20 protein-coding genes are annotated in these 18,963 nt (G+C 36.5%); 18 read left to right on the top strand and 2 right to left on the bottom strand.

Going from position 1 to position 18,963, the window contains the following annotated elements:
* Positions 1 to 146: 146 nt before the first annotated feature.
* The 12 genes from BIV60_RS21125 (at position 147) to BIV60_RS21070 (ending at position 12,547) form a co-directional block, all read left to right on the top strand.
* Positions 147 to 668 (top strand): phosphatase PAP2 family protein, encoded by a 522-nt coding sequence (locus tag BIV60_RS21125; RefSeq protein WP_071357701.1) that lies wholly within the window; start codon positions 147 to 149, stop codon positions 666 to 668.
* Positions 669 to 690: 22 nt separating this feature from the next.
* Positions 691 to 1,833 carry a glycosyltransferase family 4 protein gene (locus tag BIV60_RS21120; protein WP_071357694.1) on the top strand — a complete coding sequence of 381 codons (1,143 nt, stop codon included), beginning with the start codon at positions 691 to 693 and terminating at the stop codon, positions 1,831 to 1,833.
* Between the two features lie 241 nt (positions 1,834 to 2,074).
* On the top strand, positions 2,075 to 2,734 hold the full coding sequence (locus tag BIV60_RS21115) for a sugar transferase (RefSeq protein ID WP_071357693.1): 660 nt from the start codon (positions 2,075 to 2,077) through the stop codon (positions 2,732 to 2,734).
* Positions 2,735 to 2,753: 19 nt separating this feature from the next.
* The gene (gene tuaB / locus BIV60_RS21110; RefSeq protein ID WP_071357692.1) at positions 2,754 to 4,211 is read left to right on the top strand and encodes a teichuronic acid biosynthesis protein TuaB; all 1,458 of its coding nucleotides are present in this window, start codon (positions 2,754 to 2,756) and stop codon (positions 4,209 to 4,211) included.
* A gap of 2 nt (positions 4,212 to 4,213) precedes the next feature.
* On the top strand, positions 4,214 to 5,389 hold the full coding sequence (gene tuaC / locus BIV60_RS21105) for a teichuronic acid biosynthesis protein TuaC (protein WP_071357691.1): 1,176 nt from the start codon (positions 4,214 to 4,216) through the stop codon (positions 5,387 to 5,389).
* Between the two features lie 10 nt (positions 5,390 to 5,399).
* On the top strand, positions 5,400 to 6,752 hold the full coding sequence (tuaD, locus tag BIV60_RS21100; protein ID WP_071357690.1) for a UDP-glucose 6-dehydrogenase TuaD: 1,353 nt from the start codon (positions 5,400 to 5,402) through the stop codon (positions 6,750 to 6,752).
* Between the two features lie 13 nt (positions 6,753 to 6,765).
* Entirely contained in the window at positions 6,766 to 7,707 is a 942-nt protein-coding gene (locus tag BIV60_RS21095) for an NAD-dependent epimerase/dehydratase family protein (protein ID WP_071357689.1), read from the top strand.
* 27 nt (positions 7,708 to 7,734) lie between these two features.
* Complete coding sequence (gene tuaE, locus BIV60_RS21090) at positions 7,735 to 9,099, top strand: teichuronic acid biosynthesis protein TuaE (protein ID WP_071357688.1); 1,365 nt, start codon at positions 7,735 to 7,737, stop codon at positions 9,097 to 9,099.
* Positions 9,080 to 9,766, top strand: coding sequence for a YveK family protein (locus BIV60_RS21085; RefSeq protein WP_071357687.1), 687 nt, complete (start codon positions 9,080 to 9,082; stop codon positions 9,764 to 9,766). Before tuaE ends, BIV60_RS21085 begins: the two co-directional genes overlap by 20 nt.
* 167 nt (positions 9,767 to 9,933) lie before the next feature.
* The gene (gene tuaG / locus BIV60_RS21080; protein ID WP_071357686.1) at positions 9,934 to 10,692 is read left to right on the top strand and encodes a teichuronic acid biosynthesis protein TuaG; all 759 of its coding nucleotides are present in this window, start codon (positions 9,934 to 9,936) and stop codon (positions 10,690 to 10,692) included.
* A gap of 16 nt (positions 10,693 to 10,708) precedes the next feature.
* Positions 10,709 to 11,887, top strand: coding sequence for a teichuronic acid biosynthesis protein TuaH (gene tuaH / locus BIV60_RS21075; RefSeq protein ID WP_071357685.1), 1,179 nt, complete (start codon positions 10,709 to 10,711; stop codon positions 11,885 to 11,887).
* A 429-nt stretch (positions 11,888 to 12,316) separates the two neighbouring features.
* Positions 12,317 to 12,547, top strand: a complete 231-nt coding sequence (locus BIV60_RS21070) for a hypothetical protein (protein WP_071357684.1) — start codon at positions 12,317 to 12,319, stop codon at positions 12,545 to 12,547.
* Here BIV60_RS21070 and BIV60_RS21065 read toward each other — a convergent pair.
* A complete protein-coding gene (locus BIV60_RS21065) occupies positions 12,544 to 13,641 on the bottom strand; it encodes a GIY-YIG nuclease family protein (RefSeq protein ID WP_218145954.1) in 1,098 nt (365 codons plus the stop codon). The genes BIV60_RS21070 and BIV60_RS21065 overlap by 4 nt on opposite strands.
* Before the next feature lie 62 nt (positions 13,642 to 13,703).
* Here BIV60_RS21065 and BIV60_RS21060 point away from each other — a divergent pair, with 62 nt between their 5' ends.
* From BIV60_RS21060 to BIV60_RS21045, 4 genes are all read left to right on the top strand, one after another.
* On the top strand, positions 13,704 to 14,015 hold the full coding sequence (locus BIV60_RS21060) for a YnfA family protein (protein ID WP_071357683.1): 312 nt from the start codon (positions 13,704 to 13,706) through the stop codon (positions 14,013 to 14,015).
* Positions 14,016 to 14,037: 22 nt separating this feature from the next.
* Entirely contained in the window at positions 14,038 to 14,649 is a 612-nt protein-coding gene (locus BIV60_RS21055) for a methyltransferase (RefSeq protein ID WP_071357682.1), read from the top strand.
* Positions 14,650 to 14,722: 73 nt separating this feature from the next.
* Positions 14,723 to 15,616 (top strand): DMT family transporter, encoded by an 894-nt coding sequence (locus tag BIV60_RS21050; protein ID WP_141770512.1) that lies wholly within the window; start codon positions 14,723 to 14,725, stop codon positions 15,614 to 15,616.
* A gap of 17 nt (positions 15,617 to 15,633) precedes the next feature.
* A complete protein-coding gene (locus BIV60_RS21045; protein WP_071357681.1) occupies positions 15,634 to 16,014 on the top strand; it encodes a RidA family protein in 381 nt (126 codons plus the stop codon).
* A 206-nt stretch (positions 16,015 to 16,220) separates the two neighbouring features.
* On the opposite strand, the gene BIV60_RS21040 is transcribed toward BIV60_RS21045, so the two are convergent.
* Positions 16,221 to 17,111, bottom strand: a complete 891-nt coding sequence (locus tag BIV60_RS21040) for an AraC family transcriptional regulator (protein WP_071357680.1) — start codon at positions 17,109 to 17,111, stop codon at positions 16,221 to 16,223.
* Positions 17,112 to 17,301: 190 nt separating this feature from the next.
* On the opposite strand from BIV60_RS21040, the gene BIV60_RS21035 reads away from it, so the two are divergent.
* Together BIV60_RS21035 and BIV60_RS21030 are read left to right on the top strand one after the other, a co-directional pair.
* Positions 17,302 to 18,570 carry a Zn-dependent hydrolase gene (locus BIV60_RS21035; protein WP_371261572.1) on the top strand — a complete coding sequence of 423 codons (1,269 nt, stop codon included), beginning with the start codon at positions 17,302 to 17,304 and terminating at the stop codon, positions 18,568 to 18,570.
* Positions 18,570 to 18,950 (top strand): RidA family protein, encoded by a 381-nt coding sequence (locus BIV60_RS21030; protein WP_071357678.1) that lies wholly within the window; start codon positions 18,570 to 18,572, stop codon positions 18,948 to 18,950. Before BIV60_RS21035 ends, BIV60_RS21030 begins: the two co-directional genes overlap by 1 nt.
* Positions 18,951 to 18,963 lie beyond the last annotated feature (13 nt).

The following is an 18,963-nucleotide window of genomic DNA, read 5'->3' as shown; positions in this document are numbered from 1 at the left end:
AGATTCTCGTTACAGGTACTGCCCATTCTATTAAAAATGATGTGCCTGGAGGGATAAATGAACGAATCATGCAAATCATCGCAAGAAGAAAACCTCCAAATCTAGATACAAAATAATATAAATAAGGGGGAAATACCATGATAAGAATGTTAGATATGTTTTATGGGTTCGAATGTAAACTATTTCAAAAAGTAAATCGTCATTTTGATAAGAAGCTATTAAATCTTTTTTTTCGTTCCATTACACACCTTGGCGGAGCGAAATTTACCATCATTTCTACTTTACTTCTTATGCTTTTATCTCCAAGAGAGAACAGACTGATAGCTATTTCAAGCGCAATTGCATTATCAGCAAGTCACATACCTGTTCAAATTGTGAAGCTGATGTTCCCACGAAAAAGACCCTATTTAATGATCGAAAAAACAAAGTTTCCTGATAACCCATTACAAGACCATTCTTTTCCTTCGGGTCATACAACTGCAATATTTGCTGTTGTCATCCCATATATATTATTTTTTCCTCAATTAGCTCTTGCCCTTATTCCTTTAGGGGTTTGTGTAGGAGTATCTAGAATTTACTTGGGTTTACACTATCCTTCAGATGTATTTGCTGGCGGCGTCCTTGGAAGTTTAACAGGTATGATTAGTTTTTATATCCTATGTTTTTGAAAGCGTGATGAGGAGGGATTATATGAAAATAGCCATTTTCACAGATACCTTTTATCCGGACATTAATGGGGTGGCTAAAACCCTAAAAAGGCTCACCGAATATTTAGAAGCAAACAACATCACCTTTAAAATCTTTGCGCCTGAATCCGAAAATGAAGAATATGTTGCCAGCCATATTCATCGTTTTAAAAGCCTATCCTTTTTCTTATATCCTGAATGCCGTTTAGCATTTCCGAATCTACTCCAAATTAAAGCAGAATTATTAAGGTTTTCTCCAGATTTAATCCATGTTGCCACCCCATTTAACCTCGGCCTTGCAGGGATTCATTTTGCAAAAAAATTAAATATTTCACTTGTCGGCTCCTATCATACAGATTTTAATCAATATTTAAACTATTATGACCTTCAATTTCTATCTAAATTCCTCTGGAAATATATGAATTGGTTTCATCATTCTTGTTCCAAAGTGTTCGTCCCCTCTAATGAAACCTTTAATCAACTAAAACAACATGGATTTACTAATCTTGAAATTTGGCCAAGGGGAGTAGATTGCAAGGTTTTTCATCCTTTTTATGATAAAAAGACTGTCCGCAAGAAATATGGGCTTTCCAAAAAATATCTTCTGACCTTTGTAGGCAGGCTTGCACCTGAGAAAGACGTAAATACTTTACTGGATATTTCAAAATCAATGCCTGCTGAAGTAAATACAAATATTGAGTGGTTAGTGGCTGGTGACGGTCCATTACGAGATGAGCTTCAAGAAAATGCCCCAAACAATATGAGTTTTACAGGATATTTAAACGGAGAACAATTAGCAGAAATTTATTCAGCTTCAGATTTATTTGTCTTTCCTTCTGCAACAGAAACGTTTGGAAATGTTGTTCTTGAAGCATTAGCTAGCGGAACACCTGTCATCGGAGCGAATGCAGGCGGAGTGAAAAATATTATAAAACCTGGTGTTACAGGTTACTTATGCACACCAGGTAATGTAGAAGAGTTTACTAACTCCATTCAAAAATTGTTACATCATGATAGTTTGCGTATTCAAATGGGATGGGAAGGAAGGAATTCCGCTTTATCCCAAAACTGGGAAACGATTTTTGGGAATTTATTAAAACATTATTCCAGTGTGATCAAAGAAAGAAAGTACCCAAAATATGCTTGATAAAAGAAATCCCCTAAAAACAATCTGGCTTTTAAGTAAGTCGGACTGTTTTTGTTTTTTATCGGTATTTTTACCTATTTTTTGTAAATTTCTTTACAAAAAGTTAATAATCTTCACGAAGATTCACAATTGTTCACCAACTCTTAATTCCAACTCAACAGTACCTCCAAATTCTCTCCCTATAATCTTTCATAACGGGCCGCTTAACGAATTAAATAATCTTATTAAGGTGGGTTTGATTGTGAATACTCAAAGAAGCTTTAATCTTTACCATGATTACACTATTACCCAAACCTCAAAACTCTTTTTATCAAAACAGGCGGAGCAATATCTTTATTTAAAAAGAGCTTTCGATGTTCTCTTCGGGACGATCGGGATATTTCTCGCATTTCCTCTGATTGTTGTATTTTCAATCCTTATCGTTTTTGAATCACCAGGTTCACCATTTTATATCCAGGAAAGGATGGGGAAAAACGGGAAACGGTTCAATCTGATAAAACTCCGATCCATGAGAATCGACGCTGAAAAAGAGGGCGCTAAGTGGGCTGAGGTAAATGATCCACGTATCACAAAAGTTGGTGCCTTTATTCGAAAAACACGGATTGATGAACTTCCTCAATTAATTTCAGTCATAAAAGGGGATATGTCCATCATCGGTCCAAGACCAGAAAGGCCTTTTTTTACCGAAAAATTTGATAGGGAAATCAAAGGTTTTTCTAATCGTCTTCTAGTAAAACCGGGTCTTACAGGTCTTGCGCAAATTAGTGGGGGATATGATATATCTCCAAGTGAAAAGCTTCAATACGACTTGAAATACATTCAAAATCTCTCGTTTTCGCTTGAACTAAAAATAATAGTGAAAACTTTTAAAGTAATTGTAACAGGTGAAGGTGCACGTTAACGAAAGCAGGGAAAAATAAATGTCAGCAATTAGAGGTCAGCTACATAAGGGAATAAAGTGGACAGGAATATCAACACTCATCATTACATTTTTACAAATCATCCAGTTTGCAATACTTGGAAAACAAATGAGCATTTCTCAATTTGGATTGGTTGGTATGATCTCAACCATTGTAGTATTTGCGCAGATTTTGTTGGATTTGGGTCTAGGTTCGGCTGTCATTCAAAAAGAAGAAGTACCTAATAGGACCTTATCGACATTATTTTGGCTCAATATGATAGCTGGAGTTGGATTGTTTGTTTTCTTATTCCTTTCAAGTCCATTTATTTCCATGTATTTTCATCGAAAGGAACTGACAGACTTAATCCGGATTCTCGCGATAATGTTTTTAATCGCTCCAATCGGACAGCAAAGCCAATACTTATTACAAAAAGAATTACGGTTTAACACGCTCGGTGTGATTGAGGCAGCGGCAACTCTCATATCTTTTTGTACTTTGGTGGTGCTCATTCTTACGATTACTCCTATTTATGCCTATTGTCTTTCGCAAGTAGTGCTTTATGGGTTAAAAGGGATTCTTTACTTTATCTGTTATCAACGGGTATGGCGCCCTTCCTTTGAATTTGATCTTTCAGCATGCAGAAGCTTTCTATCATTTGGAGCTTTTCAACTATTATCAAGAATCGTCAATCGGATTGGCTCGAATATCGATGTGATATTAATCGGACGATTTATGGGGGCAGAAGCGCTGGGGATTTATAACCTAGTCTATCAAATCGTTACCATTCCTGTCTTGAAAATCAATCCAATTATTACAAGAGTGGCTTTTCCTGTTTTTTCAAAAAATCAGCAAAACCAAGCTGCTCTTAATGATGGGTTTTTACACATGACAAAGCTGTTAAGCCTTGTTTCATTTCCACTATTAATGGGCCTGACTGCTGTTTCGAATGTCTTTATCCCCTCCATCTTCGGTCAAAAATGGATGGAAGCCGTCCCGATTTTGCAAATTATGTCCATCGTTGGGATTCTAAGAGTTTTAATGAATCCGAATGGCTCTATTATTCTTGCAAAAGGTAAGGCGAATATTGCATTTTATTGGGATTTTGGCGTGCTGTTCCTTTATGGTGCATCTTTATTTTTCGCTGTGGCATCGGACAATCTAAAGGTTGTCGCTTGGACCTATGTAGTGGTGAGCATCGTGAATTTCTTAATTGGAAGATGGTTGCTGACTTGGTTAATAAAGCTCCAATGGAAGCATTATCTGAAGACCATTTTTGTTCCATTTCTCTTATCACTCTTAATAACTGTGATGGCGTATTTTACGAAAGCACTTAGTACTTGGTATTTTCAAACATCAGCAATTTGGCCGTTAACAATCTCAGTGAGCTTTAGTGCTGCATTATACTTGCTGCTATTGCTTAAATTATATCCAAATTACTTCTCAAGGTTCATAAAAAAACAAGCAAGAGGACGATGAAGATGAAGGTTTTATGGATCACAAGTGCATATCCAAGTGATAGTCAGCCCGGTAGTGGAGTTTTTCACGAAACACAGGTTCAGGCATTACACCGTTTAGGGGTGGATGTCACCGTAATATGCCCAATACCGCGAAGTCCAGCATTCATCCGGCCTTTTCGGAATGGAGATAAAGCAAATCAAAATATTCCTTCTAAATATGAGAGAAAGGGAGTTATGGTCTACCGTCCCTATTATTTAGCAATTCCTGGCCAGCTCAGATGGGCTCAGCCGGACAAGAGGATTGCGGAAGTAATCATGAAGACGATGTCTGATTATGATCTTGCGCCTGATTTAATTCACGCACATTTTGCAATGCCTTCAGGTGGTGCGGCAAGAATCATTGCCGAGAAAAAAAAGCTGCCATGGATTTTAACATTACACGGTAGTGATGTAAACGTATATCCCTATTACAGTTCCATTGCCAAAAAAGCATTTCTCCAATCCGTTACGACAGCTGATTCCGTTTTGGCAGTTACAGGCCATTTACAAACGAAAACGAAGGAACTAGCAGGAAGGGATAGCTCGGTTCTCCCGATTGGAATCGATCTTTCACAATTTCAACAGCCGGAGCTAACGAAACAGCAAATGAGGAGACACCTCGGGCTTCCTGAAGATAAAAAAATGATCACATTTGTAGGAAGATTAACCGGGGCGAAGGGAGTTTTTGAACTTGCTCAGGCATTAGACTTCCTTTCCAATGAATTTGCGATAGTGTTTGTTGGCGATGGGCCGGCTAAAGAAAAATTAACTAGAAATCCAGAATTTAATAGCAGGCTTTTCATAACGGGGCAGGTTAACAATGAAAAGGTAAGAGATTACTTGTTTGCAAGCGACGTGTTTGCCCTTCCATCCTATACAGAAGGAATGCCGACCGTTGTGATTGAAGCAATTGCTTTGAAAATTCCTGTTATCTGTACAGCTGTTGGTGGTGTTCCGGAGTTGTTTGGTGAACACCGGGATTTATTAATTGAAACGAAGTCCGTATCAAGTCTCGTACAGCGAATTCACGATATTTTTAATCGCAACCTATATACACCAAGGATTCTGCAGGATTTCTATGAGCATATACAAAAAAACTACCATGCTCATACAAACGCGATTCAGTTAAAAGAAATATATAGAAAACAATTAAATTAACGACTGGGAAATGAAGGGAAGGATAAATTTGAAGAAAATTACGGTAATTGGAACTGGCTATGTAGGTCTTGTATCGGGAACATGTTTTGCGGATGCTGGAAACCAGGTTACTTGCTGCGATATTAATCAATCCAAAATCAATGATCTCCTCCAAGGGGTAATGCCGATTTATGAGCCTGGATTAAAAGAGCTTGTCGATAAAAATGTAAAGAGAGGCACCCTTCATTTTACATATGATATAACAAAGGCCATTCAAGAGGCTGAAGTTATTTATATTGCTGTCGGCACCCCAATGACATCCTCTGGGAAAGCTGACTTAACCTATATTAAACAGGTGGCTAAAAACATTGGAGAAAATTTAACTGGTTACAAGATAATTGTTACGAAAAGCACAGTGCCTGTTGGGACTGGAAAACTGATAAAATCCATCATCCAACAGCATACGGATAAGCAGGTTCCTTTCGATATTGTTGCCAATCCTGAATTTTTACGTGAAGGTGTTGCCATAAAGGATTCTATGAATATGGAACGTGCGGTAATTGGTGCTACCAGCGAAAAAGCCTTTCAAATCATTTCGGAGCTGCACGAGCCCTTCACCTCCAATATCGTAAAAACTTCTTTGGAAACGGCGGAATTAATTAAATATGCTGCCAATGCTTTTTTAGCTACAAAGATATCCTTTATTAATGATATTGCTAATATTTGTGAACGTGTCGGGGCTGACGTTACAAAAATTTCGGAAGGAATTGGTTTAGACAGCCGGATTGGCGATAAATTTTTACAGGCAGGTGTGGGCTTTGGGGGTTCTTGTTTTCCAAAAGATACTGCAGCACTTCTGCATATCGCGAAAGAGTGTGGATATGAATTTAATTTAATTAAGTCTGTTATTGATACCAATGAGGGACAGCGGGTTCAATTAGTGAAAAAGCTGGAGAATGCAGTAGGATCCTTAAAAGGTAAAACCATTAGCATTCTGGGATTAGCATTTAAACCAAATACAGATGATATTAGGTCTTCACCGGCATTGGATATTATTCCTTATTTATCCATACAAGGAGCAAACGTCCAGGCTTTTGATCCGATTGCGATAAAAGAAACGAAAAAGCAGCTTGGATACCAGTGTTCCTATTCGGAAGATGTATATGAAACGATTAAAAATAGTGATGCTTGTGTCATTTTAACAGACTGGCAGGATGTAAAAGAATTAGATTTAGGAAAAGTAAAGGAACTAATGAACCAGCCGATTATTGTAGATGGACGAAATGTCTTTGATTTGGAGACGATGAGAAATTTTGGTTTCACGTATTTATCTGTTGGGAGACCAGCAATTCGACAGAATTCTGCCTCGTCAAAGGCAATGTAGGAGGTTCTTCAAAATGAAAAAAGTACTCGTAACCGGCGGAGCTGGATTTATTGGTTCACATATAGTAGAAGAATTAATTCAAAAAGAGTATCAAGTAATCGTCATCGATAATTTTTCGACAGGCCGTCATGAGAATATCGAAAACCTGCAGATCGAACTCTATCATTACGACATTACCAATCCCAACGTTGTCGACTTAATTATGTCTATAAATCCTGACTTTATGATTCATCAAGCAGCCCAGGTAAGTGTAGCAGAATCTGTCAACAATCCTCTATATGATGAAAATATTAATGTGAAAGGTTCTTTATATATGATTGAGGCTGCGATTAAAGCGAAGGTCAAAAGAATTGTTTTTGCCTCTTCAGCTGCTGTATATGGAAATCCTGTTGAATTGCCTGTTTCCATTGACCACCCAACAAGTCCGGAATCACCTTACGGGCTTACAAAATTAACCGTAGAGCATTATTTGAAATTGGCAAACAAACTCCACGGTTTGTCTTATAGCATCTTGCGCTACAGCAATGTATATGGACCTAGGCAGGATGCAAAAGGTGAAGGCGGGGTGGTTGCTATTTTTGCTGACCGTTTAACAAACAATATCTCACCCACCATCTATGGGGATGGGGAGCAAACCAGGGATTTTATTTATGTGAAAGATGTAGCAGCAGCAAATGTAAAAGCATTATTGGCAAACGATAATATTTGCGTGAATGTTTCATCAGGTACGTCGATTTCTATTAATAATTTGTTTCAAATGATGAAGGAAGCTGCTGATTCTAATATGCAGCCCATCTATAAGCAAGTGCGTCAAGGGGATATCCGGGATAGTGTCCTTTCGAATGAGCTATCCAAATCTCTGTTAAATTGGGAGGCTTCTTTTGAACTTAATCATGGTTTAAAGGAGACGGTTCAGTATTCTTTTAAGAATAAACGAATCCCAATTTTAAAATAGATTGAGATAAAGGGTGAACAAGGTTTTATGGAAGCTAATCATAGTGTTGTACAAGAAGTTGGTACGCCAGCTTTCCGAATGGTAAGACCTCATATAGAAACGAACCGGCTGTTTTGTGGTGTGATGTTTTTATTAGTAGCGACCACCTTTCTCAATCAGTCTGTGTTAAGTATTCATTTTGGTTTTTTTAGTTTGTTTTTATATCGATTGATATTGATCTCTGCAACGGCTCTCTTCGTTGTGTCAGTTGTAAAAGAAAAAAATCTCGCTCAATTTTGGAATCAAATAAAAGTAAAAGAAGTTCTGCACTTTTTGCTGTTTTGGCTTGTCTATGGAATCGTTTCGCTTTTATGGGCGAAGTCATACGTAGAGGGGATTAAGTATTTATTCCTGCTCGTGACTGGTATTTTATTTGTTTTTTTAGCAGTGTTTACGTTTACAAAAATATCCAGATTGCTAGTTTTTTATGGAATATGGCTATTCATGACAATATTTCTTCTGTGTATTGGCTTGGTCAATCATTTTACTCATATTCAGCTCCCAAGTTCATCGCTTTATGGAGGTCCTGAATATAAGTTGTCTTATCCAACAGCGGTGTTTTTTAATCAAAACGACTTTGCAACGTTTCTAACTATTTCATTCTCGTTTTATGTAGCGGCAGCCAAAAACAGTCGCAATGTGTGGATCAAGACCTCGACTATATTGCTTGGATTGTTATGTGTTTACATCATTTATTTAACTGAATCACGAGCTAGTTTACTAGGGATTTTTGCAGGTTTGCTATTCTATTTATTTATCCATCTGCCTTCTTTTTTAAAGAAGGTGACAATTACCATTGGTTTGGTTGCAATGGCTCTTTGTTCCTTGATTCTTTTCGACAAGGTGTCAAATATGTTTGCAGCGAATGATGTCCATTCATCGAATGTAGTAAGGCTGAATTTATTGAAAAGTGCCTTTCACTATTTATTAGATTCATTTGGCTTTGGTGTAGGGGCAGGCAATATTTCATACTACTTGAAAAATGAATCCATTTACGACACCAACCATGTTGTTGAAGTGCATAATTGGCTCGTGGAAATTTTGGGTAATTTTGGAATATTTGTATTTTTAGGTTACCTCATTACGTATGTTTATCTATTTTATTGTCTTTATAAAGCCTTCAGAAAAACAAAGGATTGGAAGGAAAAAGGAATCATTGAAGCATGCATGATTGGGCAAATTGCCTTCCTTATTTCCAGTATTAGCCCGAGCTCCGTGAGCAATCTATATTTCCATTGGGTTTTCCTTGGATTTGTAATTGCTACGCTCAATGTATATAAGAACAAAAACAGAAAAATTAAAGGTGAAACTAAGCTAAGGAGTACACTTCGAAATGGAATTAATCGTAAATAGACTTGCGCAAAGAAGTAAAAAATATTTTTTATTTTTAATAGCAGTTCCAATTATTCTCGGATTGGTTGGCTGGTTTCTTCCTGTTGGGAAAGAAGCATCCACTTATACTGCCGAATCAACGCTTTCTTTAGGGAGCTATGATCATAATGATTTAAATAATTCCAAAAACGTAGTGATTTTATTAACCAATCCCCCTTTCTACCGAGAGAATTTACCAAATTTATCGGATGAGAAACGGGCCGAGATTTTAAGCAAATTACAAGTAACTGCTGTATCGGATAAAATGATTAAACTTTCTTATACTGATTCTCCAAAAGAAAATGCAATTGAAGTAATAAATGAAATTTCAACAGCATTTTTGAAATTGGATCATATAATTTTTCAAGAAAAAAAGAAAATCATTCAAGATTCCATTCATACATTAAGTCAAGAAAAGGTCAGCGAAGATACAAAAGTTGACCAAGAGCGCTTTCTAAATGAACTGAAAACGACACTTTTCGAATATAAAGATGCGTCAAAACTACAATCTACAGATCCAAGTGAGGAAATGACGGACAATAAAGCCCTCAACTCAAAGGAACGGGCGGTAGCAGGGATTTTAATTGGAATTACACTCGCGTTTGCTTGGGTTTTGATTCCTGAACTGGTTCGGGGACAGTCGGATTAAGGTGAAACTTCAATCAGTGGGGGTTTTTTTCATCCCCCACTGATTGTTAGTTGAACCAATCGGGCTTTTACGGGAAGTTGATCCCCCACTTATGCTTCCTGTTTCCACTAAGCCTTGAAGTGGGGGTCTTACTGCCCGTTAATGCGGGATAAAAGGAGGAAAACCTTATGGTTCAAAAACAGCCAACCATTTCGATTATTACCCCTTCGTATAATGCCAGCAAAGTTATCAATAAAACAATCGAATCTGTTTTAATGCAGACTTATCAAAAATGGGAAATGATTATTGTGGATGATTGCTCAACTGACGATACTCCGGAAATATTAAAACGTTATGCGGAAGAAGATGACAGAATACGAGTCATTTTTGCAAAAGAAAATGGTGGTGCCGCGATTGCCAGAAATCTTGCATTAAAGCATGCACAAGCAAGATATATTGCCTTTTTAGATAGTGATGATTGTTGGAAGTTAGATAAATTAGAGCGTCAACTAACCTTTATGCAGAAAAATGACTATGCCTTCACTTTTACGGGCTACGAATTTATCAGCAATGATGGTGTGCTTTTGAATAAATACGTATCAGCACCAGAAAAAATTACTTATGAGGATATGTTAAAGAATACAATCGTTGGTTGTTTAACTGTGATGGTTGACCGAAAAAAGATCGGTCAAATTCAAATGCCCAATATTCGAACAAGACAGGATTTGGCTATGTGGCTAGCGATCTTAAAAAAGGGATTTAATGCCTATGGATTAAATGAAAATTTGGCTGAATACCGGATTGGTAATCTCTCCATTTCAAAAAACAAATGGAAAGCAGCCAAAATGAACTGGTTTGTGTATCGCAAAATCGAGAAATTAAATTTTCTAAAAGCATTTTGGTGTTTCTCTCATTATGCCTATCATGCAGTAGTTAAAAGAATATAAAAGAGGTTTTGGATAAATGAAAAAAATTCATATTGTGGTAGCTACAGGGGAATGGGAAAATGATGGGCTCCGTTATCGCAGACATCGACTTGCGGAATTTTTGCAGCAACAACCGGATACGAAAGAAGTGATTTGGGTTTGTCCAAGCCCAATTCGAAAGGAAGTTTCTGCTAAAACACTGCCAAACGGGATCGGACAATGGTCGATACAAGATTTGCTGCCAAATAAGATGTTTCGATTTGGACGCTATATGGATGGATTCTATAGATCAAAATTGTTTCCTTTCCTTTCCTATATAAAAAAATTCCAAGGACAGTATACCATCAATCTTTGGTATACCTTTCCCGGATTCCCATTACTTTCAGATCTCTTTTCTTGGGACAATGTTATATATGATTGCAGTGATTTATGGGCTTCACCTATGAACGGGAAAAGTTCAGTCGTCTCTACTCTTAGACAGAACATTATTGCAAAAGCAGAAAATCGGATTATTCAGAGGGCCGATACCATCTTTTGCACTTCTGAATATTTACAGGATCAAATTATAGAAAAAACAGATTCAACCCAAAAGGTCTTTACATTTGAAAATGGGGTTGAATTCAATCTATTCGCAAGTGAACATAATCATGTTGAGAATGTTCTTCCGGAAAACTTTAATGGAACTGTTTTGGGATTTATCGGGGGGATTAAACCGAAGCTTGATTTTGAACTCATCCAACAAGTGGCAAGGAAAAAGCAGGAGTGGCTATTTTTGTTCGTTGGTCCGGATGGAACGAATCAAGATTCTGATTTTAAAAAGTTATTAACGGAACAGAACGTACTATGGACCGGCAGTGTTTCTCCTGTTGAAGTTCCGAAATATATGAACTTAATCGATATCGGGATCATGCCTTATAAACCATCGCAATACAACCAGGCAGTATTCCCGTTAAAATTATTTGAATTTCTTGCAGCAGGCAAGCCTGTTGTAGGGATTAATTTGCCTTCAACCAAAAAATATGCTCAAGAATCGGTATATAGCTATATTGAAAACAATCAACCAAGTGAATTTATCCGTGAATGTGAAAAATTAGAAGGTTATAAGAATCAAAATCACAATATGCTTATTCGCAAGCAGGTAGCTAAAACTAGGAACTGGAATGATGTATTTGAAAGTATGCTTCAATCAATTATCTTCCAAAAAACACTTTCTTAAGTTGAAGAAGGTGTTTTATTTTTTGGCAAAAAAAAAGAGCCAAGCCATATTTTATTTTTTTCTTCATTATAATTCCTTTTTTTGAGGGGCAAAAATGGAATTATAAAAAATCTTACCAAAGCAAATGACCAGAAACAATTCGAAGATACCATTTAGTAAATGATGCATATGATTACCTCCATCTGAAAAGTTTGGTGAGAAGCAAATACTTTAAATTTATTTATCTATACTAAATATTCTAAACTGAGAATAATAAGGCATAGTTAATTAGATGTAAATCTACTGTAAAAAAGAGGCATGCATCGATGGTTAGAATTTCTTATAATGATAAAAAAGGCAGTTAAAAGGAAGTGTTTAAAATGTTCATTGCGGGGCAAAAGGAAATGCAGAAAATGGATCAATATACAATGGAAAAAATCGGGTTACCGGGTGGAATCAATTGAAGCTTGTCCGCAAATACAATGGAAATGTCATTTTGACACCCAGGGGGAAATTGCTAATTTATTAAATACATCGATAAAAGAAATGGAAGCGGATAGGATTGGGACAGCTAAAAATTTTGCAAAGGCTGGAGAGGAAAAAGCTAAAACCTTATCCAATTATGGTATTATGCCATTTGATTTAGTGGATGGAATGAGAGAGCTTTTGAACAGGTTTTAGTTTTCATCACCGATTAGTAATTTTTTTATTTCACGATCGATATCACCATTTTCTTGATCACACCAATTATTTGGGATTATAAAATGTTTGCAGGCACTGCTTTTTAAATAACTATATATTATTTGAGCTTCATCGATATCATCTTTATTGATTTTAAAAGATTCATTTGATTCCATATTCTTAAGACAAGCCAAAATGTCTTTTTCAATGAACGAATTCATCTCTGTTATACTAGTAATACTATATTTCTTATTGTAAAAAATTATGTTTCCTTTAATGAGAAAAAGTTTAAATGAGCGATCGTTTAAAAATTCAGCCACCGCAATAATCTTATTTGCTTCCGTAAATTCGATTACTTTTTCCTTATTCATAATAAAGTTAATTGATTCTATATAGTCTCGATATTTCGAAGCCGTTTCAAAATCAAATTTTTCCGATGCCTGTAGCATTTTTTCTTTCATGTCTTCAAGCATGCTCCTATCAGTACCATTTAATAACGCAATAATGTTTTTTATACTGTTATTGTATTGTTCGACTGCTTTAGGGTGGCCTTGACAGATGCTATTACATAAACCCAATGAATAATTCAGGCAGTGTGCATTCTTTTTAGTTGGTTTCGAGCAAAGGATTTTTGTATATTCTTTTAGAATTAGGATCGCTTTTTCTACGTTGTATTTGTTAATGAATGGTCCGAAATATAAATAGTCTTTATTTAAAATTAGTTCGTTGGTAACTTCAATCTTCTGAATTAGCTCACCAGTTTTAATCACAATATAGGTATAAGCTTGCGGGTTTTTCATTTTTCGATTAAAAAATGGCTTTATTTCCTTAATTAAATGACATTCGAGCATTAAAGCTTCGAATTCGGTATCGGTAAGTATATAATCAAAATCCTTGATGTTATTTTTGAGTTTTACAATCTTTTGAGAATGGGATTTTGAGTTTTGAAAGTAGGACTGAACGCGGCGTTTTAGGTTCTTTGCCTTACCAACATATATAATAATGCCGTGGGAATCTTTCATGAGATAGACTCCTGGGGATGTTGGGAGACTTTTGAGTTTTTCTTTTAAAATAATTATCCCCACCGTTCTCATAGAAAATATTCTCTATCATTTTAGCACAAGATTTTTAGGGGGGAACGAATATTTATACGATAATGTTATTCATTTTAGCAGGGTTAGCGGAAATTGGCGGGGGATATCTAATTTGGCTTTGGCTGCGTGATGGCAAGCCATTTTGGTATGGGATCATTGGCGGCATCGTGTTAATTCTTTATGGAATCATCCCAACTCTCCAGAAGTTTCCTACATTCGGGAGAGTGTATGCTGCTTATGGAGGTGTATTTATTATTCTTTCCGTTTTATGGGGATGGGGTGTGGATAAGAAAGCACCTGATACATACGATTGGATTGGAGCGGTCATTTGTTTAATCGGGGTCTCTGTAATGCTTTGGGGGCCGAGACACTAAATCACCTTTTTAGGAGTAAACCATGAAAGAACATCTATATGACAAACAACTGAATATTAAAACTGGCGGGGACCAAATGGCACCAACAAAGTCCTTTCATTACCATCGCTACGAGCCAACACCCTATCATGCACTGGAAAATTTATATGATCAATATAAATTGAAAAGCAGCGATCAGGTTGTAGACTTTGGCTGTGGGAAAGGACGGCTTCTTTTTTATACCCATTACCTATTTCATCCAACAGTAATCGGAGTAGAAATGAATGAGGAACTATATCAAGAGGCAGTTGCCAATCAGGAGCGTTACTTGCAAAAAGCAAAACTTAGAACAGACAAAATTCAATTCTATTGCTGTTTGGCAGAAGAGTATTCAATTGACCCATTAGATAATCACTTTTATTTTTTTAATCCCTTTACAATTCAAATTTTTATGAAAATCGTAAACAATATCTTAGTTTCAGCGGAAAAATCACCGCGTGAAATTGATTTGGTTCTTTATTACCCTTCGGAGAACTATATTTACTATCTTGAAAACCACACGCCGTTTGAACTTTTAGAGGAAATTATTCTTCACAATCTTTTCAAACATAATTCGAATGAGCGGTTTCTCATCTATCGGCTTAGAAAAAATTAATTCTTGAAACCTTCCAAATATAAGAATATTCTTAAATTAATACATCAATTGTTACGACAGGAAGGGGTTTGCTGTGAAAGGTCAAATAAAAAATATTTCTGCCATGTTAATCTGGGGGAGTCTTGGCGTTTTTGTAAAAAACATCCATCTATCCTCAAGTGAGATTGCACTTTTAAGAGGAATCATTGGGAGCGTATTTTTAATTTTCTTCTTTATGATTGCAAAACAAAGGCTCTCCATTCAAGCTTTGAAAAAAAACCTTGTCCTTTTAACTCTTTCCGGAGCGGCAGTCGGCTTTAATTGGATACTTTTGTTTCAATCCTATCGTTATACGACCGTATCAAATGCGACATTAAGCTATTACTTTGCACCGGTTTTTGTAATGGCATTATCTCCTTTAATCTTAAAAGAAAAACTAACACCTGCAAAAGTCGGCTGTATCATAGCCGCGATGATTGGATTATTCTTAGTCGTGAATATTGGCGGTGAAAGCGGCGGAGGGAATTATCACCATTTGACCGGAATCTTATATGGCCTGTCAGCCGCGGCATTTTATGCCAGTGTGGTTTTAATCAATAAATTTATAAAAAATTTATCCGGATTTGAAACAACGCTTGTTCAGTTACTGGTGGCATCTATCATTCTATTTCCATATGTCATGATGAGGGAAAATCTGAATTTTTCAGGACTTACTTCTCAATCGATTATTTTTATTTTAATCATTGGCATCATTCATACGGGTATTGCTTATTTTCTTTACTTTACATCCATCAAAGAACTAAAGGGGCAAAGGATAGCCGTCTTAAGCTATATTGATCCAATTTCAGCAGTAATATTTGCAGCGATTTTCTTAGGAGAAGGCATGGGTCTCATGCAAATTATTGGCGGAGTCCTGATTCTTGGTTCAACTTTCCTAAGTGAAAGAATCGAAATTCGTATTCAAAAAATTCATAATAGTAAAGCTTAAAGAACGGAGGTTTTTAGATGGTTAGAAAAGCATACAATGCATCGGGTGCGGCAGCAATCGGTCCTTATTCACATGCGGTTGAGTCAGGAGAATTGATCTATCTTTCGGGTCAAACGCCAATTGATTCTGCAACAGGTGAATTGATCAAAGGTGGTATTGGGGAGCAAACAAGACAATGCTTTATGAATTTATTCAAGGTTCTAGAGGCAGCAGGCTTAACGCCAGAAGATGTGATGAAAGTAAATGTTTATTTAACGGATATGAAAAATTTTAAGGCCATGAACGAAGTATATGAAACACAGTTCAGCCAACCGTTTCCTGCAAGAACGACGGTGGCAGTTGCGGCATTGCCGCTGGATGCAGAGGTTGAAATTGAAATGATTGCAAAAAGATCATAATGTTAGCTAAGTTGTTCAAAGTTCTGGTTGTAAAATAGGAAACGAACTTAATCAACAGAACAACTGTCAGGCAATAACCAATGCCGAACTTCAAAATAGCAAAAAAATGGGGCTTCGGATATTCCGAGGCTCCATTTTATAACTTTTTATTTTAAAATTATTGTTATGGTTGAAGAAAAAGGGCTATTCTTTTCTAACATATCATATTATCGATTATTTAGTTTATATTTTTTGTATGCTAAAGGAGTCATGTTCATGGAATATCTGAATTTATTAATAAAATAACTTGTACTATTAAAACCAACTTGATAAGCAACTTCCGTAATAGTAGAATCACCTTGCTGCAGTAGATATAGGCTCTTTTGAATACGATACTCTATCACATAATCTAATGGTGTACATTTTAAAAACCGCTTGAAATATCGGCAGCATTCAGAACGGCTCAGCTGACCTGCCCTTGCAATATCCTCCAACATCATTTTTTCTCCATAATATTGATGTATCCAACTTAACATTTGCTTCATTCTTTGACTCTTTACTATTTCTGTCTCAACATATTCTAATTTAAAACCATTATCGATTAAGTTTTTCCAAATGAATGTTAGTTGCATGGTTATATCGATTTCATAGTATTGAGACTTTTGCTCAATACATTGATAGATTTCTAAAATGGCCTCTAAAATGTTTTTCCCCCAAATCTCATTTGCATCCACATATAAGTAAGGTAAATTAGTCGCTTGAATATAAGGTTTTACATAGGTAGTATAGAGTTCTTGCGATAAAACAAAATGAGGAGAAAGGTTTAAGCAAATATAGACGCAACCCGAGCGATCTTTTTCCTGTGCCATGTGCAGGCGTCCACTATTAATAAATAGTCCATCACCTTCTCGAACCACGATCCACTCTTCATTTACTTGAAAAATTGCTTCCCCTTTTACGATTAACACAAACTGAATTTCGTCATGCCAATGAAGTGGAATATAGCCATGTATATTTTGATTAATGGTGGTTTGATAACATGCAATTGGCATAACGACTGTATGATGTTTGGTTAGCTCTTTTAAACTTTCATCAATCATAAAGTTTTTCATTTGCATAGCTAACACCTCAATATAGTTATATTTTTTTATTCAATAATAGTATTTTTCAAACTATTCTTAAATTATTATAACATTATAATTACATTTTAAAAAATGTGATTCACCAAAAATCAGCTGATTTACTTTATGTTTTAACAAATTTGTTAACCTAGTTGTTTCCGATCTACTTTACTTTTTGAAAGGGGAAATGAACATGGCATTTACTAATTTAGAACGATCAATCAACTCTGAACGCCTGCTAAAACGTTTAAAAGAACTTGGGAGAATTGGTCTGGACAATGACAATAAAAGAACGAGATTGGCTGCTTCAGATGCAGATAAAGCTGGACGTGACCAATTAGTCACTTGGATGAAAGAAGCTGGATTGGAAGTTGAAATCGACAGAATCGGTAATATCTTTGGTATTTGGTATAGTAATGAAAATAGAAATGAAGCACCAATTTTGTTAGGTTCTCACATCGACACAGTCATTAACGCGGGTATGTACGACGGATGCTATGGTGTTCTTTCTGGGCTTGAAGTCATAAACACTTTGCAGGAGACAGGTTTTATTCCAACTCGTCCAATTGCAGTCGCAGCATTTACCAATGAGGAGGGAGTGCGCTATCAGCCCGACATGATGGGATCCCTTGTGTATGCTGGCGGGCTCTCAGCTGATGATGCGCTTGCACAGGTAGGTACGGATGGCACAATATTGGGCGAGGAACTAAAACGTATTGGATATGCTGGTACGAAGGAATCTGGCTTTTTAAAGCCACACGCTTACATTGAGCTTCATATCGAACAAGGTCCAATTCTTGATAAAAAGGGTATTCCAATTGGTGCTGTTGAGAATCTTCAAGGCATTTCTTGGCAGCGCATTACGATTGAAGGTGTTGCAAATCACGCTGGTACTACACCAACAGGTATGCGACGTGATGCAGGACTTGTGGCGGCACGGGTGATAACATATTTACGCGATCGTGCGAATGCTTCTAACGGGCAAACTGTTGCAACAGTAGGAACGATTAGTTATAAGCCAAACGCTGTTAATGTCATTCCATCTTTGGCAACATTCACGGTTGATTTGCGCGATCCAAACGAGCAGAGATTAAAAGAGGAGGAGCAAGCACTTGCAAACTACCTAAAAGAACTGGCGGCATCCGAAGAAGTATCCATTACATCTGAACAACTTGTAAGTTGTCAACCAGTTACCTTTGCTGAAACAATCGTTAAATTGGTAGAGCAAGCTTCTAGCGGGCGCGGACTTCAATCAAGACGAATGACATCTGGTGCGGGACATGATGCTCAAATGTTGGCTCGTGTTTGCCCAACAGCTATGATTTTCGTTCCAAGTATCGATGGTATTAGTCATAATCCTAAGGAGTATACAAAAGATACAGACCTGACAGCTGGAACCAATGTATTACTTGACGTAGTTAGCAAACTTGCAGGAAATCAAGGAGGATCTTATTAATGGTTAAAGAAGTAATTTCAACAAAAAATGCACCTGGAGCTATTGGACCATATTCGCAAGCAATTAAAAAGGATAAATCTATTTATGTCTCAGGTCAACTTCCTGTAAATCCTCAAACTGGCGAAATTCCAGAGGATATAAAAGAACAAACAAAACAATCTTTGAATAATGTAAAAGAAATATTAGAGGCAGCTGGAGCTACTTTAGTAGACGTTGTAAAAGTAACAGTATTTTTAAAAGACTTATCAAACTTTTCCGATGTTAATGAAATATATGGAGAATTTTTTACAGAAAATTATCCTGCCAGATGTTGTGTCGAGGTATCTAGGTTACCTAAAGATGCAGGTGTAGAAATAGAGGTCATCGCAATTTTAGAATAATACATTTTATAAA

The sequence above is a fragment of the Bacillus sp. MUM 116 genome, from assembly GCF_001866655.1.
Lineage (GTDB): Bacteria > Bacillota > Bacilli > Bacillales > Cytobacillaceae > Neobacillus.
The sequence above is the reverse complement of the archived record's forward strand: the minus strand, read 5'-3'. Positions and strand labels throughout refer to the sequence as shown.